A 16148-nucleotide genomic window follows, 5' to 3' on the forward strand; every position below is an offset into this window, starting at 1 on the left:
ACCGAAAAATCAATGTGCCTTTGCAATAATAATAACCAAAAACTTCTAAACGAAGAAAATTACTTCATCAGTGTTACCTTGCCGGCCTTTACGATAGCGTCCTTAGCGGCCTTCATTTCGTTGCGGAGCGTTTCGATAGCCTGACGTGCACCGTCAATTTTTGCCTTATAGCTGTCCTGCTCCTGAGCCATCTTGTTCTTATAGTTGTCCTGCTCCTGAGCCATCTTGTTCTTATAATTGTCCTGCTCTTGAGCCATCTGGTTCTTATACTTCTCGTTCACCTGATTCAACTGCGCCTTGCAATTCTCAATTTCTTGGTTCAACTGTGCAATCTTGCCCTTGATGACATCCTGTTCCTTAGCCAAGTTGGCCTTGCTTGTCTCCTGACTTTGTGTCATCTTGGCCTTATAGTTCTCAGAGGATTGGTTCATCTGAGCCTTGTAGTTATCTGCAGACTGGCTCATCTTGGCCTTGTAGTTCTCGATGTCTTGGGTCAGCTGCGCAATCTTCGTCTCACCAGCATTGAAGTCATAGGTGACCCCCTGCGGACCAACTTTAGCGAATACTTTCTTTACCTCTGCCGAATCTACTGCCGACGAAGCGAAACCCATTGTTGCTGAGCAAACGAGGGCCAACGTTAAAATAAACTTTTTCATCTTCTTACTGATTTTATTAAATTTGGATATTTTTATTATTTCATTCGATAGTTTTACGAACTTTGCGTGCAAATTTAGGCTTTTTTTTCAAATTACACAAGTTTCCGTTGTTTTTTTTGTCTGTTTTAGGAATTATTGCATATAAGAAGCCACTGTAAAGGGATAGACATAGGCTCATCGTTGAACGACAATCGCTTTCCAATAAGCATGACGGGAGTCATTAGCCTACTGATATGACAGCCACAGAATAGGGTTTCCTTGCCGACAGATAGTAGGAAAGGTATTTTCCCACCATGGTGGGAAACCATATATCCTACTATCTCTCGAGATGAACTCCCTATGTAAAGGGGCTCGCATACCTATAATAAAAGGTATTGCACACCTATATAAAGAGGAAGGGAGCATGTTGGGACGTGCAACTCGTACGCCTGCTATAACTCGCCTGCCTATCATCAAGAGGGACGAGACGAGCAAAACGAAAAGAGGATATGCCATGCTTGGGATGCAAACGGCATATCCTCTTCCGTAGGCTTCGGCCATGCGACGGGCCGACGGCAAGGAAGCGGCTACGATTGGCGGGCGACGGCCAAGGTGAACAGATAGTCGCTCAGACGGTTCATCAGGCGCATCACGCGTTCGTCGAGCGGATAATCGCGCCGGAGCGTCCACAGGCGTCGCTCGCAGGTGCGTGCCTTCGCTCGCGCATAGTGCAGGAGCGCTGCGGGAAGACTTCCGCCGGGAACGACAAAGGCGAAACGGTCATTTCCGGATTGCTCGTCGATGAAGTGCTCCAACGCCGTGGTCATGTCGTCGATGGGAGCATAATCGAACGGTCGGTTCCGTCCGTCGGCAATCAGGCCCATGACGGTCATGAGGAGCCGCTGAATGGTTTGCAGTCGGGCGAGCTCTACGTCGTCGGGCTGCATCGAGGCTGTGACAATGCCGAGGAGCGAGTTCAATTCATCGAGCTGCCCGTTGGCTTCGACGCGGATATCGTCTTTTGCCACGCGCTCGCCGTCGAGCAATGAGGTGCGGCCCATGTCGCCGCGCTTGGTATAGATGGCCATGTTTATCTTCGTTTTGTGATGACGTATATGATTACCGGTGCGCCTATCAGGGGCGTCACGGCATTGAGTGGCAAGATGCCTCCGGCGCCGGGCAGATAGCACAAGAGATTACAAAGCAGTGCGACGGCGGCACCTAACAGCATCGTTGCGGGCAGGAGCAGGCGGTGGTTGTCGGTGGTCAGTAGCAGGCGTGCGATGTGGGGAACCGATAGGCCGATGAAGGCCACGGGACCACAAAAGGCCGTCGTCGTGGCCGTTAGCCAACCGGTGACAAGCAGCAGGAGGTTCCGCGTGAGTCGCGTGTTGATGCCGAGGTTCTCGGCATATTGTTCGCCAAGGAGCAGGGCGTTGAGCGGTTTTATCAATAAGAGCGAGGCCGCCAATCCGGCGATGTTTGCAGCGGCATAGGCGGGCATGTGGGCCATGGAGACGGCGCCGAAGTTGCCCATTCCCCACACCATGTAGGACTTCACGCCCTCATCTGTTGCAAAGAAGTTGAGCAGGGAGACGGCTGAATTGGCAAGATAGCCTGTCATGATGCCGATAATCAGTAGTATGACGCTGTTTCTGACGGCAGAGGAAAAGAAGAAGAGAAGGACTGTCACGAGCATTGCTCCGGTGAATGCGGCAAGCAGTATGGCAACAAAGCCGCTTATCGTGAACATCGTGGTCATGATGCTCCCACCCAAGAAGAGCATCACCAACGCGACGCCCAGCCCTGCACCGCCGGTGATGCCGAAGATACCCGGTCCGGCTAAGGGATTGCGAAAGGCCGTTTGCAGCAGCAGCCCACATACGGCCAAGGAGGAGCCGGTGAGCAATGCTGTCAAGGCCTGCGGAAGTCGTGACTCCATGATGATATAACTCCACGAAGGGTGCCGGACGAGCAGTGATGCGGCAGCCTCATTGCCCGATGAGGGGAAAATGATTTGCAGAATGGCCGACGCGGGAATGTCTACGCTACCCACGACCAGATGCAGTGCAAACAGGAAGAGGATGCCTGCGCCCAAGGCGATACAATGTCTTATTGCTTTCGTTTCCATGCCTTTTATTTCAAACGCTCATAGTACTGCATCGGTGCAAAGCCGGCAATGTCGGGGTGGACGATTTGGATAATGTCGCTCAACAGCCTGTCGGGGTGGAAGCTCACTTGCTCGAAATAGGGTCTGCGCGTGCAATCACATGCATAAACATTGCGGGTTCGGAATGCCTTGAACTGTCTGTAGCCCGAATATTCGGCCGCAAGCTCCTGCAAGGTGGCAGGGTGTCCGTTATATTTGAACAGCCACACATCGCTTTGCCCAGCCCTGTCCAAGACCGTTTCAAAGGGCAAAGACAGGCTTCCGGCCTGATGGTCGTCGGCAAAGGCATAGTGTGCCCGTGCGTCTTTGAGCATCTGCCCGATGGTGCTCTGCCCACCCGGTACATACCATACGCCGCCCGTCTTCTGCTCTGTGATGACCGACAGCGACTTCTTAGCCGTGCGTGCCTTCTTCATTAGTTGCTGATAATTGCACTTCACTCGATTGAACAAGGCAAAAGCCTCATGTTCGCGCCCATAGAGCATACCGTAGAACTTCATCCACTCCGCCCGTCCCAAGGCTGAAACCTCCATATAGTCGGCCGTCTCGATGATGGGGATATGTATGTCTTCCAATTTCCCGTAGCCTCCGCTGTTCTCGAAAGGAGAGATGAGCAGGCCTTCGGGCTTCATGTCTATGATTTTCTCGACATCGGCACTCATGCTGTTTCCACAGTCGGCGACATGACGGGCTTCTGTCGGTTTCATCGTTGCACGCTTTTGTATATCGGGGATATTGATATAATTAAGGTCACACACCCCACTGATGGCATCGGCTGCCTGAAGGTCATACAACAAACCGCAAAGCACCGTGGTAAAAACGACAGACCGCTTGATAGGCGTCCGTATGATGGTGGTAGAAGGATCGAGTCCTTCCGGTAGCCGAGTCCTTCCCTTTGGTACCAAGGCATACGTGTGGAGCGTTCGGCCTTTCTTCCATGGGTCAACCAGCTTCACAATCGTATATCCTTTGTATTTGACAATGGTCAGATGTCGGGCATTCTCCATACGGACAGTGTCCCCACCATCTGCACCACCCCTCGTTTGAGAATTGGTGCAAGCAGTGAAGACACTGAAGAGTATCGCTATTAAAACACTAAGAAGCTTTTTCATTACTTCCAGTCAATCCGCGTATTGAAGAATATCTTGCCCGGCCCTATGCCTATCTCGGCCGAACGAACTTCCTTACCATAGTTATCAAATTCTTTCAAACTGCCAGGCGTAGTGTAACTCGCATGTCCGCCTACTTTCTTATACAGAGAGAAGAAAAGGTGGCCTGTTGCCGGATCAACGGCGATAGAAGCTGGAGAATAAGTCTTTGCATCTATTGTTACGGACAAAGGAGATACATACTGCGTGTTTACATCTAATTTACTGTAGCTTACAGATGAAGCTCCGTAGGGGGCATTCATCGTATAGAATGCACCGTTGTAATAAGCAGCTCCCGTTGCATCTTTGACAACGTCTTTAGCAACAGGCTTGCCATTCTCTTCAGTAAGGATTTTCAAGCCTGCGCCAATCTGGTTATACTTGGCATCATAACCACCCCAATCCAACACATAGAGACGATGGTTGACAATATAAATCTCTTGCGGGTTCTTTATGCCTTCTATCTTATGGTCGTCAACCTTTCCTGTGGTCAAGTTAATTACAGAGATGGTGCCATTGCCTTTGCCATAATCAGAGTTGGCCACGAACAAATTGTTGCCGCTACCGGCCAGACCTTCGGGATAGGAACCCACCTTATAGCTTTTGCGCAACTTAAAAGTAGCCGTATCTACAACTGCAACATAGCCACCATAGGTAGTCACCCAGATGGCACCAGCACCGGCAATGATATGGCGGGGCTGATTACCTTCCTTTTTACCCAAAAGATCAGTCGTCTTGATTTGTTTCACCGACTTCAGGTTCTTGTCCATGACTTCAATGGTATGCTCTCCCGTCACAACGAGATAGACCTTGCTGCCATAAACAATACCGTCATTGGGCGTATCGCCGAGCCCTCGACCATTTGCCGTGATGAATGCATCATTGGTCATGTTGCCTTTCTTGTAATCCAAGTAGCTTATGGAGCCACCTATCTTACCACTCATATTTCCTGTACACACAACGAATGCGCCATTGCTGGTCGTAACAAGATGCAACTGCGGCGTATCCTCTTCATTATCACACGACGTAAACGAAACTGCGCCCACGAGCAGGACGGCTAAACTTAATAAATACTTTTTCATCTTTCTATTGTATTAATGTATTAAAAATTATAACTGATTACTAACTGATAACTGATGCCCGGCATAGGATAATTACCCACGATTTCATATTGCCGGTTAAGCAGATTCTTAACATCTCCGCGCAAGAACAGTACACCTTTATATATAGGAAGGCTTCGGCTGAACGTAAGCCCCATATCCCAATACCCGTCCAACTTAGTTCCTTTGTGATGCTCATTATTGGGCCATCGGCTACTGACACCTGTCCCATGCACCACGACATCTACCCACGGATTGCCCCACTTCAAAGAAGCCGACGCCGTGTGCAACGGGATATAGGCTATCTGCTTCCCGTAATACGGAGACTCACGGTCGGTATGATTGCTCACTTGCTGATAGCTGTAACTCCCGGCAAAAGAAAGATATTGTTTCGCACTGACGCGATAATCTCCTTGCAAAGAACCTTCAATGCCTTTCATTTCTACCTTACCAACATTCACATTTGTCCAAATAAACATATTGTAGGGCACAGCAACTATCTTGTCCCTGACATGATTGAGATAGCCATCTATCGTCAGCTGTACCCCTACCCTATTCTCCCATCGTTTCTCCCATGCCAACCCGAGATTATACTGGTCGGTCAGTTCGGGATTCAGTTCCGTACTGCCATAATGGAAGAAATAGCTTTCGTTGAACGTCGGTGCACGGAATATGTTCTTATAGGAAGCCCTAATGTAGAAGTGTTCTGCAGCGAACGGTTGATAAGACACCGACAGCGAGGGCGACCATCTTCGCATGTTCTTGGCAGAAGCCCCTACCCTTGCACGGTTTATATAGTCTGAAAACAACAGCCTACCCAGCAACGTGATGCGGGAGAAGACATATTTTGCCGACAGTGTTTGCAGCACGGTATGTCTGAAAGGACGCACGTCGGTCTTCAGACTGCTGTTTAAGTTGTTGAAGCTATAATCGGCAGCATAGCTGACCAGCCATTCCTCTGCCGGTCTGAACAACACGGCCACGGAGCCATAGGCCTCGCGCTGCCAATAGTCGGCATCCATCACGCCACCGGGATAATAGGCATCGCGATAGCTTGACGAAGCCCAATTAAACTTTCCCTTCGCCTTCCAACTCCACACTCCCGACGGGCTATGTGCCTGCCAGTTCAGTTGTGCAAAAGCATTCCTGTCGTGCAGCGTCTCGCCACTGAGGTTCGTATAATACTTCACGATGCCCGGCAATTGTCGGTCGTTATCGTAATAATAGAGTTTACCGTCCAACCGCCCCCTACTGCCCGTCTGCAAATAGAGGTTCACCTCACCATGCCCGCTGTTCATCCTACTGTTGGCACGACGCTCGCGGGTCTTGTAAATCCCGTTGCGCAGGGTGAAAGGATAATCATTCTCGGCATAAACATATTCTCCCAAAGCCGAAACTGTCACACGCTCGCTCAATGAATGGACATAACGCACAAACGGACTCACATAGCCGAACGAACCTTGTTTGAGCTGTGTCGTCATGTGTGCTCGCTTGTCCTTTGGCACATCTCTCAATGTCTCTATGGAGAATACGGCGACCGAAGCTGCCTCACGAGCCGAGACGAACACATCGCTACTCCCGCCTACCGCCAACAGCAACGAAGCCACGTTGTCCAACGAATAGCGCGACACGTCGATTGCACCGCTTTGGCAGTCGCTCAACAGCACACCGTCATAGCTAACCCCCGTATGCTGCGCACCGAAGCCCCGCACACCGATGGTCTTCATGCCACCTGCACCGCCATAATCACGCAGGTTCGCGCCCGGCATGCGGTGTAGCGCATCAGCAATGTCAGTGATGCCCATGTCAAGCATGTCTCGCCGCGTAACCTGCCTCACGGGTACTGTCCCCATGGTCTCGCGCCGAGCCGACACCTCTACGCCTCGAAGTTCATGCACATGCAAGCTGTCTGCCGACTGCTGGGCAGACAGCATGCAACAAGCCATTGGTTGAAGCCACAAGCAAACCGCAATCCTTGCCATGCGATTATCCATTATTTGTCAAACCCTATTCATTACGCTTCCGTCGCTCTCCTCGAAGCAACCAAGCATCAACTTGCAACGGCAGGTCTTCTGACTTCACGACTCACGAAGAAACACCTTCCCGACATAACAACCGTCAGTGGCCTTTCGTTTCTTCCAAAACATCGTTCACAGCAGCGGGACTGTCAGGGATTTCCACCCTGTTCCCATTTAATCAATCACACATTGAACCGATTGCAACCGCGAAATTACGATAAAAACTTCAAACGGCCAAAATAAAAGAGGGAAAAAGCCTCCAAAAGCCCTACCAAAAGCCTCCCCCGACCCCTCCGAAGGAGGGGAGACCAAGCTTGCGGGCAATGGCAATGATGAATAATGCATGATAAACAAAAATAGACCTTGAGAACTAAAGTGTTCTCAAGGTCTATTTGCATTTTACTCCCCTCCCTCTTCGGGGAGGGGTTGGGGGAGAGGCTTCATTCTCCCCTCCCTTGGGAGGGGCTGGGGGTGGGCTTTTGGGTGAGGCTCCCGGGTGTGTATTAAAACGGGGAGGGCACACAGACAAGCGAGTTAATCATAAGGTGAATTTTGATTTTGACTAAATACAGGTAAGTCGTGCACCCTCCCCAAGAAACCTCCCCCAACCCCTCCGAAGGAGGGGAGCACAAATAGCGTGCAAACTAATTCCTCGCAAGCTCTGCCTCCCCTCCCTTCGGGAGGGGCCGGGGGTGGGTGTCAGGGAGTGGGTGTTAGGGTATTGGGCTTTCAATTCCCGTGCTGCCCTATTCCCCCTTCCTCTTTTTTCTTCTTCTTCTTTTCTTCCTTCCGTTTCTCGTTATCCACCTCCACTTCTATCTTCTTCAGTGCCTGACGAATAGAATCCTTCCACGTCACGATGACACGGGGCTTTTTCAGCGAAGTGGCGCACACATCCTCCTCCTTGGCTTCCATCTTCGAGGGTATCGCGGTACGAATGGAAAAAATGTCGCCGAGGTCGAGCGAGGCACCCAACTTGATGACCTCGATGAAGATGTTGCGCAGCGTGACGAGCACGTTACGCACGTCGCCCTCGCTCAATGATGTTTCGCGCACGATGCGTTCCACGAGCCAGTTGGCCGAGAACTTGGTAATCGACTTGGGTTCGGCATAATATGCCCGCTGCCCTTTTTTCGGCCCGATGCCGAGCACTCTTGATACAACTTTGAAGTTAATCATAATTCACTGTATTTAATTGATTAATAAAAGGTTATTTTCTTATTTCGTCTGTCTTCCCGACGCTCTCCTGTCATCTGTTTTGGAGAGATACTATCTGTCCTTTCCTACACATACTATCTCTCCTCGAGGACATATACTATCTCTCCTCCCCTACACATACTATCTCTCCTCAAGGACATATACTATCTGTCCGAAACGACACATTCCATATATTGCGCAAGGGGGTAACAGCATCGCATATCTGAACTTAAAAATTGACAAATGACCGGACACCTATCTTCTGCCCTGAATATGGGGTTAGATCTTTCTGATATCCCATATTGATACGATAGCCTTTCTTTACCAAACCTACAACCCATCCATATTTGGTATCATACTCTGATGAACTCCAATAAGCATAGAATTCATGATCCCAAGTACCACCGGGGAAGCCTCCGGGATAAGGATGGAAAACAGTATTTCCGCTTTGCAGGGGAGTTCCTCCCACCTGCGTGAAGGCTACGTTTGCCAGCTTTATCTCCCAATTGTTGAGGTCTGTCGGATAAGGTTGCGTGGCAATACCCGTGTTCAGCACTTGCAGAGCGGTGCTCCATTGGCCTAACGTGGGCAGATACCATTTGCTGACGTTTGCCCCTGTGACGGTTGTTTCGGGGTCGTAAGTACCTGCAATATAGAAAGCCGGATAGTTCGTCTGGTCGCTGCCCTTGATGATACCGTCTGTGCTGCATGCCGTAGTCCATGTTTCCTCGTAACCATTCATACGGACATATTGTGTCAGCGTGGTATTATCCATGTTTGTCGAGGTTTGCATATTCGTCTTTCCCCATTGCAGTACTTTGTTTCCGCCATTGGCATCTTTCAGCGCGATAGCGAATCTCTTGCTTTGGCTTGCTACTAAGGCGATGGGCGTCTTTGCCGTTGCTGCCGTTGCACCACCATAGACAGTTTCAGTAATATACCCTATGGTGCCGTCGCTAAACAGGTAGAGGAAATTATACAGCAGCTTGATGTTGAGCACGTAGGCACCGTTTGGGTCCAGCTTCATCGCTTTGAGATTTGCCATATTGCCGGACATGTTTTGTTGATAGATGGTGCCACTGTTGAAGCGGAAGTCCATATAGCCTACTTCTGCCTTCGGCGTGAAATAGACTTCCTCATTGCTTGTTGAAACATAAGTATCGGTTGCTGCTGTGGCAGCATTGAAAGTGAAGGGGATATTTTCTGTTGCATGCTGCGCTGCTTGCCAAGTTGCAGTCGATGCATCATAGGTGGAGCCTGTAATAAATCCCAGGGGGGCTTTCGGAGTCAATACCGCAGTAACTGCCGGGAAGTCCATGTAGCCTGTCAGCTTGAATTTTACCTTCGCAGCCGCATGCTTCATTGTGAAAGGCACCAGCTGATGATAGGGAGTTGCTGTGATGGCTTGTGTGGTGCGGCCGATGAATGCATCGCTGGCGTTAGCACGGGTCACGGTCAGGTAGTTCCCGTTGCGCTGTAGCTTGCTGTTGAAGAGCACGAAGTCATACATGCCGGGTTCCAACTCTATGGCCTTGTCGCCTGAATAGCGGAACACGCCGCCTGTTATCGTCCCCGTCACTTCGCCTTTGAAAGCATGGGTGGCATGGTCGTAGGCCAGCATGGTGTAGGTGTCGTTAGGCAGCGTGCGCGTAGTTGCCGACTTTGCTTGCTTGGTTGTGTCGCGTTGCAGGGTGCATAGTGCCAAAATACCGTTACCAAGGTTCACGGTCTGCTGCTGAAGCACAGCTCCATTGCTGTTTGTGCGGGTCATGTCTGTCTCGCCATTGTCATTATAATCGGCAAAGTCGACCTTGAACTCCACAGCCTTGGTCACGTCTATCTTGCCGTTTCGTGTTCCGTTGTTATCTTCGTTGTCATCGTTGCTGCTGCATGCCGCCAGCATTCCTGCCACGAGCAACAGACTTGCTTTAAAAAATATCTTTCTTTTCATTTCCTTTAGTTCTTAATTCGTAATACATTTTTCTTAATTAGCCCGTAAGCTCACGCTCCCTCCCTTGGGGAGGGCTGGGGTGGGTATTCTCCCCTCCTTTGGAGGGGCCGGGGGAGGCTCTACTCTTCTTCCTCCTCGTCCCACAAACTGTTATGCTGCTTTGCCGGTGCCACCGTACTCTGGTCTCCAAAGAGTGCGGTTCCCACGTCGTGCTCTCCCTTGTCTTCGTAACCTGTCTCTACAGTAGAGGCATTGCCGTTGGGAAGGACGGAATTGCAGATAAAGTTGTCCTCTTCCATAGGAATAACCTTGCAGTGCGGAGCAACATAAGGTAATCTTTCTTTCTCTTCTTTGTTCATAATCTCTAATTTATAGGGTAAATATTCTTTTGCTTTGTTTTCTTTGTCTCGTTGCGTGCATGGTGCATGTAGGGACGCACGGCTCGTGCGTCCGCTCCAATAACCCACTAACTGCCAACTCGTCAACCGTGGTGAGCGGACGCACGAGCCGTGCGTCCCTACATTTTGCTCCCTTATTTCGTTCATTTTTTGCTCATAAAGGGACACGAATATGCGAACAAAGGGAACTCCGAGAAGCCCTTTGTTTATTAGTGTTACACGCGCTTCGCGCGCGCGTACGTGAAGACGTTTAAACGCCAGGTGCGCTAAGTGTGTGTGTGTGTGTGTGTGTGTGTGTGTGTGTTAGCAAATTATTTGGATTAACCAAATAATAAGCGTTAAAAGATGCAGAGAAATCAAAGTTTCTTTGCATCAAGCTCACACCTTTATAATATATATGATTACTTTTTATCATCGCGTGCAAAGGTAAGGCTAATTCTGCAAATTACCAAACTTTTCTTTGACTTTTGAACATTGAGCATTGAAGTTTGACCTTTGACCATTGAACTTTGAAGTTTATGATTAGCCCGGTATTAGCCCGCAAGCTCGCGTTCCCTCCTTGGATAATCTGGAGTAAATTCTTTTTCTCTCACGATATACCTTTATCTTTACAACAGGTTATTCGAGTTATGCAAAGCGCGGTCTGCTATTTCGGGCCGGTAATAGGCGTTACAGACGCACGGAACTGTAGTCGCTTAGGTATCTTCACCCATTTCCGGTTCACGGCAATCTTGATGGTGCAACCATCGTTTTGCTGTAATTCAAAACTACCGTCGGGAAGTCTCCTGAGTACAGCCTCAAGGTCTTCACTACCATAGTCGTTGGTAATCGTAAGCTTAGCCGTAATGGAATCTTTTAGTTCTGCGGTAACAAATAACCATTTGCGTCCATCGCGTTTCGAGCCGAAATATCCCGGAAGCTCACCGAAGATTTCTTGTCCCGGCACTTTTATGTTATTCCGATAGAAGTCCATGTTGATATAAACCTGATATTCGTCGTTATACAGATAACCCTTAAAGACGCTCATATGTTGTGCTTCTATTGAAAGGACGACCGAAAGGAGGAATGTCATCACCAAAGTTCTTTTCATCATTCGTTTTGTTTTTGTCGGTTGCAAAGATAAGCTATTTCAAAGAACTAAAAGAAAATATAACTGGTAAACTTTGCTTTTTGGAATATTTATATTATCTTTGCGCCGAATATATATTTTTGTATGGGAAGAGATTTGATTGTTCCGGATTACATTTTTGAATCAAGTTGGGAGGTTTGCAATAAGGTCGGTGGTATTTATACGGTACTGTCATCCCGAGCAAAAACACTACAAAATAATATGAAAGACCGAGTGATTTTTATTGGTCCTAACTGTTGGGAGCAATCCGACTGCCCATACTTCATAGAAGATTTAGCTCTGTTTCCCGATTGGTGTATTAAAGCTGAAAAAGAGGATAACCTCAAGGTGAAGGTCGGACGTTGGAATGTTCCCGGGCAACCGATAGCCATCTTGGTGGACTTCCAACCTTTTTTTGCTATCAAAGATCAAATCTATGGTCGGTTATGGGAAGACTTTAAGGTAGACAGCCTCCATGCCTATGGCGATTACGATGAGGCCAGCATGTTCTCCTATGCTGCTGCCAAAGTTGTCGAGAGTTTCTACCATCACAATATAGACCGTAAGGCCAAGGTTATCTATCATGGTAATGAGTGGATGACATGTTTGGGGTTGCTCTACATTCAGAAAGCAGTTCCGGAGATAGCCACTATTTTTACAACCCATGCAACCAGTATTGGGCGCAGCATTGCCGGCAATAATAAACCACTTTATGAATACCTCTGGGCATACAATGGGGATCAAATGGCCGGCGAACTCAACATGCAAAGCAAGCATTCTGTCGAAAAACAGGCAGCATGGCATGTGGATTGCTTTACGACCGTGAGCGATATAACGGCTCAAGAGTGCAGGGAACTGCTCGACAAACCGGTCGATTATGTTCTGCCCAATGGATTTGAAAATAACTTTGTGCCCAAGGGAGCCTCTTTCACGGCAAAGAGAAAGCAGGCTCGCAAAGCATTGTTGCAGGTGGCTAATGCGCTGACCGGTGACAAGTTTGATGATAATACATTGATTGTTTCGACCAGTGGGCGCTATGAATTCCGTAATAAAGGCATTGATGTCTTTATTGAGGCAATGAACCAGTTGCGCTTCTGTGACAGCTTTCATAAAAAGGTCGTTGCCTTTATCGAGGTGCCCGGGTGGGTGGCAGGCCCGCGTGAAGACCTTCAAGAACGATTAAAGAGCGGTAAGAGTTTTGAAACGTCGCTCTGCAATCCTACTTATACACATTGGCTCCACGATGCAGACCACGACAATGTGTTGTGCATGATGAAATATCTTGGTATGCATAACCTGCCTACCGACCGTGTTAAGGTCATATTCATTCCTTGTTATCTCACGGGGGAAGATGGTATCCTCAATCTTTCATATTATGATATGGTGCTGGGCAATGACCTATGCGTGTATCCTTCTTATTATGAACCATGGGGATACACACCGCTTGAGGCCATAGCTTTCAAAGTGCCTTGCATCACGACCGATCTTGCTGGCTTTGGGCTATGGGCCAATACCGTAAAGGGAGCTAATTGTGAGATAGAAGACGGAGTGAAAGTAATTCATCGCACGGATTATAATTATCAAGAGGTGGCAATAGCCATTAAAGAAACCATCTGCAAATATGCCACATTCACTGACAGTCAAGTGAAAGCTTGTCGTAGCAATGCTGATAAATTGTCAAAGAAAGCCTTGTGGAATAAATTTATTATTTATTATCAAGAGGCTTATGATTTTGCTTTGCGTAAAGCAGAAGCAAGAAACAATAAAATGAACTTATGAGATTAAAATAAATTGTGATTTATGAAAATTAAAGCTGATTACGTAAATACTCCTCAATGGAAGGAGTTGACTGTGAAGTCCAGACTTCCCGAACAGTTGAAATGTCTCGATGAGCTGGCACACAATCTTTGGTGGGCTTGGACTTACGAGGCAAGAGATCTGTTCAAGAGTCTTGATGAAAGTCTTTATGAAGAGGTGGGCCACAATCCGGTTGTTCTTCTTGAGCGTTTGAGTTACGAGCGCAAGGAAGCCATCGTGAAGGATAAGACCATTATGAAGAATGTGAAGGACGTCTATGCTAAGTTCCGTGCCTACATGGACGTAAAACCCGACAGCAGTCGTCCTTCCGTTGCCTATTTCTGTATGGAATTTGGACTTAGCCAAGTTCTCAAGATTTATTCGGGCGGTTTGGGTATGCTTGCCGGCGACTATCTGAAAGAGGCATCTGACAGCAATGTCAATATGTGTGCCGTAGGTTTTCTTTATCGCTACGGTTATTTCACGCAAAGTTTAAGCATCGATGGACAGCAAATTGCAAAATACGATGCCCAGAACTTCAACTCGCTTCCCATTGAACACGTGCTCGATGAGAACGGAAATCCTGTCGTTGTTGATGTTCCTTATATGAACTATCAGGTGCATGCCTACGTTTGGCGTGCCAATGTCGGCCGTATCAGTCTTTATCTGCTTGATACCGACAACGACTTGAACTCCGAGTTCGACAGACCTATCACTCATAGTCTCTATGGTGGTGATTGGGAGAATCGGCTGAAGCAGGAAATTCTTCTCGGTATTGGTGGTATTTTGGCATTGAAAAAGCTTGGCATTCAGAAGGACATCTATCATTGCAATGAAGGTCATGCGGCGCTTTGCAATCTTCAACGTCTTTGCGACTATGTCGAGAGCGGGCTTACTTTCAATCAGGCTATGGAACTTGTGCGCGCATCTTCACTCTATACGGTCCATACCCCGGTTCCGGCTGGTCATGACTATTTTGACGAGGCTCTTTTCGGTAAGTACATGGGCGGCTATCCTGCCAAACTCGGCATTTCTTGGGAGGAATTTATCGGCATGGGCCGTGAGAATCCTGACGACCATAATGAGCGTTTCTGTATGAGTACCTTTGCCTGCAACACCTGCCAGGAGGTAAACGGTGTAAGCAAACTCCACGGATGGGTCAGCCAAAAGATGTTTGCTCCGTTGTGGAACGGCTACTTCCCCGAAGAAAACCACGTAGGCTATGTAACCAATGGTGTGCACTTCCCGACATGGGCTGCATCAGAATGGCGCCATATCTATGACAAATATTTCGACAAGAACTTCATGAACGACCAAAGCAACGAGGAAATTTGGCATGCCATCAATACCGTTTCTGATGAGGAAATCTGGGAAACACGCATGACCCTGAAGCAGAAACTCGTTGATTATATCCGCGAGAAGTTCACCGAGTCGTGGCTCCGTAACCAAGGTGACCCCGCACGTGTGGTTTCATTGCTTCAGCGCATCAATCCCAACGCACTGATGATTGGCTTCTGCCGTCGCTTTGCAACCTACAAGCGTGCGCACCTCCTCTTTACGGATATTGAACGTTTGGCAAAGATTGTCAACGATCCTGAGCACCCAGTTTTGTTCTTCTTCTCCGGCAAGGCTCACCCGGCCGATGGTGCCGGCCAGGGACTGATCAAGAAGATTTATGAAATCAGTCAGCGTCCCGAATTCCTTGGAAAGATTATCTTCCTTGAAGACTATGATATGCAGCTTGCACGTCGCTTGGTTTCAGGCGTTGATATTTGGATGAACACGCCGACCCGTCCGCTTGAGGCTTCTGGGACATCCGGTGAGAAAGCAGAGATGAATGGTGTTGTCAACCTTTCCGTACTTGATGGCTGGTGGGTCGAAGGCTATCGTGAAGGTGCCGGCTGGGCATTGCCCGAGAAGCGCACCTATGAGAACCAGTCTTATCAGGACCAACTTGATGCCGCTACGATTTACGGCCTGCTGGAGAACGACATCATCCCATTATATTATAATCGCAACAAGAAAGGCTATAGTGAGGATTGGATAAGAGTGGTCAAGAATTCCATCTCCACCATTGCGCCTCATTATACCATGAAGCGTCAACTTGACGACTACTATGACAAGTTCTATAACAGACAAGCACTTCGTTTCAAGAAGTTGGCAGAGAACGATTGCCGTCTGGCCAAGGAAATAGCACAGTGGAAGGAAGCTGTGGCCGAACGTTGGGATGCGATTCATGTGGTCAGCAAGGATACCTCGTTTATTGACAACGGCGGTGAAACCGGTGTGAAATACACAATGACCTATGTCATCGATGAGCAAGGGTTGAAAGACGCCATCGGACTGGAACTTGTCACGCTGAAGAACAATCTTGGCGGTGACGACCGCGAGGTTTACCGTATCCACCCCTTCAAGATCAAGGCGCACGAAAGCAACCTATATACTTTCGAAGCCATCATCGAGCCTGATGAAGCCGGTGCGTTCCGCAGTTGCGTGCGTATGTATCCAAAGAATGCCAATCTTCCCCACCGTCAGGACTTCTGCTATGTGAAGTGGCTTGATTGACATGTCCTCGTATTTATGATGACACAGATAATAAATGGGAACCGCCTTTTGGTCGGTTCCC

Annotated in this window: 12 protein-coding genes and 1 riboswitch; of the genes, 2 read left to right on the forward strand and 10 right to left on the reverse strand. The window is 48.5% G+C overall.

Annotation, left to right across the window (positions count from 1 at the left end; all coding sequences use genetic code 11):
• Window positions 1–59: 59 nt before the first annotated feature.
• From H164_RS0103005 to H164_RS0103055, 10 genes are all read right to left on the reverse strand, one after another.
• Window positions 60–656, reverse strand: a complete 597-nt coding sequence (locus H164_RS0103005) for a hypothetical protein (RefSeq protein WP_008563861.1) — start codon at window positions 654–656, stop codon at window positions 60–62.
• Between the two features lie 566 nt (window positions 657–1222).
• Complete coding sequence (locus H164_RS0103015) at window positions 1223–1723, reverse strand: cob(I)yrinic acid a,c-diamide adenosyltransferase (RefSeq protein ID WP_019967247.1); 501 nt, start codon at window positions 1721–1723, stop codon at window positions 1223–1225.
• 2 nt (window positions 1724–1725) lie between these two features.
• Window positions 1726–2766, reverse strand: coding sequence for an iron ABC transporter permease (locus H164_RS0103020; RefSeq protein ID WP_019967248.1), 1041 nt, complete (start codon window positions 2764–2766; stop codon window positions 1726–1728).
• A gap of 5 nt (window positions 2767–2771) precedes the next feature.
• The gene (locus tag H164_RS0103025) at window positions 2772–3917 is read right to left on the reverse strand and encodes an ABC transporter substrate-binding protein (protein ID WP_019967249.1); all 1146 of its coding nucleotides are present in this window, start codon (window positions 3915–3917) and stop codon (window positions 2772–2774) included.
• Window positions 3917–5035, reverse strand: coding sequence for a YncE family protein (locus H164_RS0103030; protein ID WP_019967250.1), 1119 nt, complete (start codon window positions 5033–5035; stop codon window positions 3917–3919). Before H164_RS0103030 ends, H164_RS0103025 begins: the two co-directional genes overlap by 1 nt.
• Before the next feature lie 20 nt (window positions 5036–5055).
• On the reverse strand, window positions 5056–7047 hold the full coding sequence (locus H164_RS0103035; RefSeq protein WP_025829690.1) for a TonB-dependent receptor plug domain-containing protein: 1992 nt from the start codon (window positions 7045–7047) through the stop codon (window positions 5056–5058).
• Between the two features lie 51 nt (window positions 7048–7098).
• Window positions 7099–7285: riboswitch (cobalamin riboswitch) on the reverse strand.
• Window positions 7286–7800: 515 nt separating this feature from the next.
• Window positions 7801–8250 (reverse strand): HU family DNA-binding protein, encoded by a 450-nt coding sequence (locus H164_RS0103040; RefSeq protein ID WP_008563852.1) that lies wholly within the window; start codon window positions 8248–8250, stop codon window positions 7801–7803.
• Window positions 8251–8497: 247 nt separating this feature from the next.
• Window positions 8498–10219: a fimbrillin family protein gene (locus H164_RS0103045; RefSeq protein WP_019967252.1), complete on the reverse strand. Its 1722-nt coding sequence runs from the start codon at window positions 10217–10219 to the stop codon at window positions 8498–8500.
• 119 nt (window positions 10220–10338) lie between these two features.
• Window positions 10339–10764 carry a hypothetical protein gene (locus H164_RS15830; protein ID WP_019967253.1) on the reverse strand — a complete coding sequence of 142 codons (426 nt, stop codon included), beginning with the start codon at window positions 10762–10764 and terminating at the stop codon, window positions 10339–10341.
• Window positions 10765–11263: 499 nt separating this feature from the next.
• Complete coding sequence (locus tag H164_RS0103055; RefSeq protein ID WP_025830025.1) at window positions 11264–11707, reverse strand: hypothetical protein; 444 nt, start codon at window positions 11705–11707, stop codon at window positions 11264–11266.
• Window positions 11708–11830: 123 nt separating this feature from the next.
• Between H164_RS0103055 and H164_RS0103060 the strand changes: the two genes are divergently transcribed.
• Window positions 11831–13504 carry a glycogen/starch synthase gene (locus H164_RS0103060; protein WP_019967255.1) on the forward strand — a complete coding sequence of 558 codons (1674 nt, stop codon included), beginning with the start codon at window positions 11831–11833 and terminating at the stop codon, window positions 13502–13504.
• A 21-nt stretch (window positions 13505–13525) separates the two neighbouring features.
• The gene (glgP, locus tag H164_RS0103065; protein WP_019967256.1) at window positions 13526–16087 is read left to right on the forward strand and encodes an alpha-glucan family phosphorylase; all 2562 of its coding nucleotides are present in this window, start codon (window positions 13526–13528) and stop codon (window positions 16085–16087) included.
• The last annotated feature ends 61 nt before the right edge of the window (window positions 16088–16148 follow it).

It is taken from the genome of Segatella maculosa DSM 19339 = JCM 15638 (assembly GCF_000382385.1).
Taxonomy (GTDB): Bacteria; Bacteroidota; Bacteroidia; order Bacteroidales; family Bacteroidaceae; genus Prevotella; species Prevotella maculosa.

Bases quoted from the DNA above. Each gene is read 5' to 3' on its own strand.
- H164_RS0103005 (WP_008563861.1), bottom strand. From the start codon at position 656: ATGAAAAAGTTTATTTTAACGTTGGCCCTCGTTTGCTCAGCAACAATG.
- H164_RS0103015 (WP_019967247.1), bottom strand. From the start codon at position 1,723: ATGGCCATCTATACCAAGCGCGGCGACATGGGCCGCACCTCATTGCTC.
- H164_RS0103020 (WP_019967248.1), bottom strand. From the start codon at position 2,766: ATGGAAACGAAAGCAATAAGACATTGTATCGCCTTGGGCGCAGGCATC.
- H164_RS0103025 (WP_019967249.1), bottom strand. From the start codon at position 3,917: ATGAAAAAGCTTCTTAGTGTTTTAATAGCGATACTCTTCAGTGTCTTC.
- H164_RS0103030 (WP_019967250.1), bottom strand. From the start codon at position 5,035: ATGAAAAAGTATTTATTAAGTTTAGCCGTCCTGCTCGTGGGCGCAGTT.
- H164_RS0103035 (WP_025829690.1), bottom strand. From the start codon at position 7,047: ATGGATAATCGCATGGCAAGGATTGCGGTTTGCTTGTGGCTTCAACCA.
- H164_RS0103040 (WP_008563852.1), bottom strand. From the start codon at position 8,250: ATGATTAACTTCAAAGTTGTATCAAGAGTGCTCGGCATCGGGCCGAAA.
- H164_RS0103045 (WP_019967252.1), bottom strand. From the start codon at position 10,219: ATGAAAAGAAAGATATTTTTTAAAGCAAGTCTGTTGCTCGTGGCAGGA.
- H164_RS15830 (WP_019967253.1), bottom strand. From the start codon at position 10,764: ATGAACGAAATAAGGGAGCAAAATGTAGGGACGCACGGCTCGTGCGTC.
- H164_RS0103055 (WP_025830025.1), bottom strand. From the start codon at position 11,707: ATGAAAAGAACTTTGGTGATGACATTCCTCCTTTCGGTCGTCCTTTCA.
- H164_RS0103060 (WP_019967255.1), top strand. From the start codon at position 11,831: ATGGGAAGAGATTTGATTGTTCCGGATTACATTTTTGAATCAAGTTGG.
- glgP (WP_019967256.1), top strand. From the start codon at position 13,526: ATGAAAATTAAAGCTGATTACGTAAATACTCCTCAATGGAAGGAGTTG.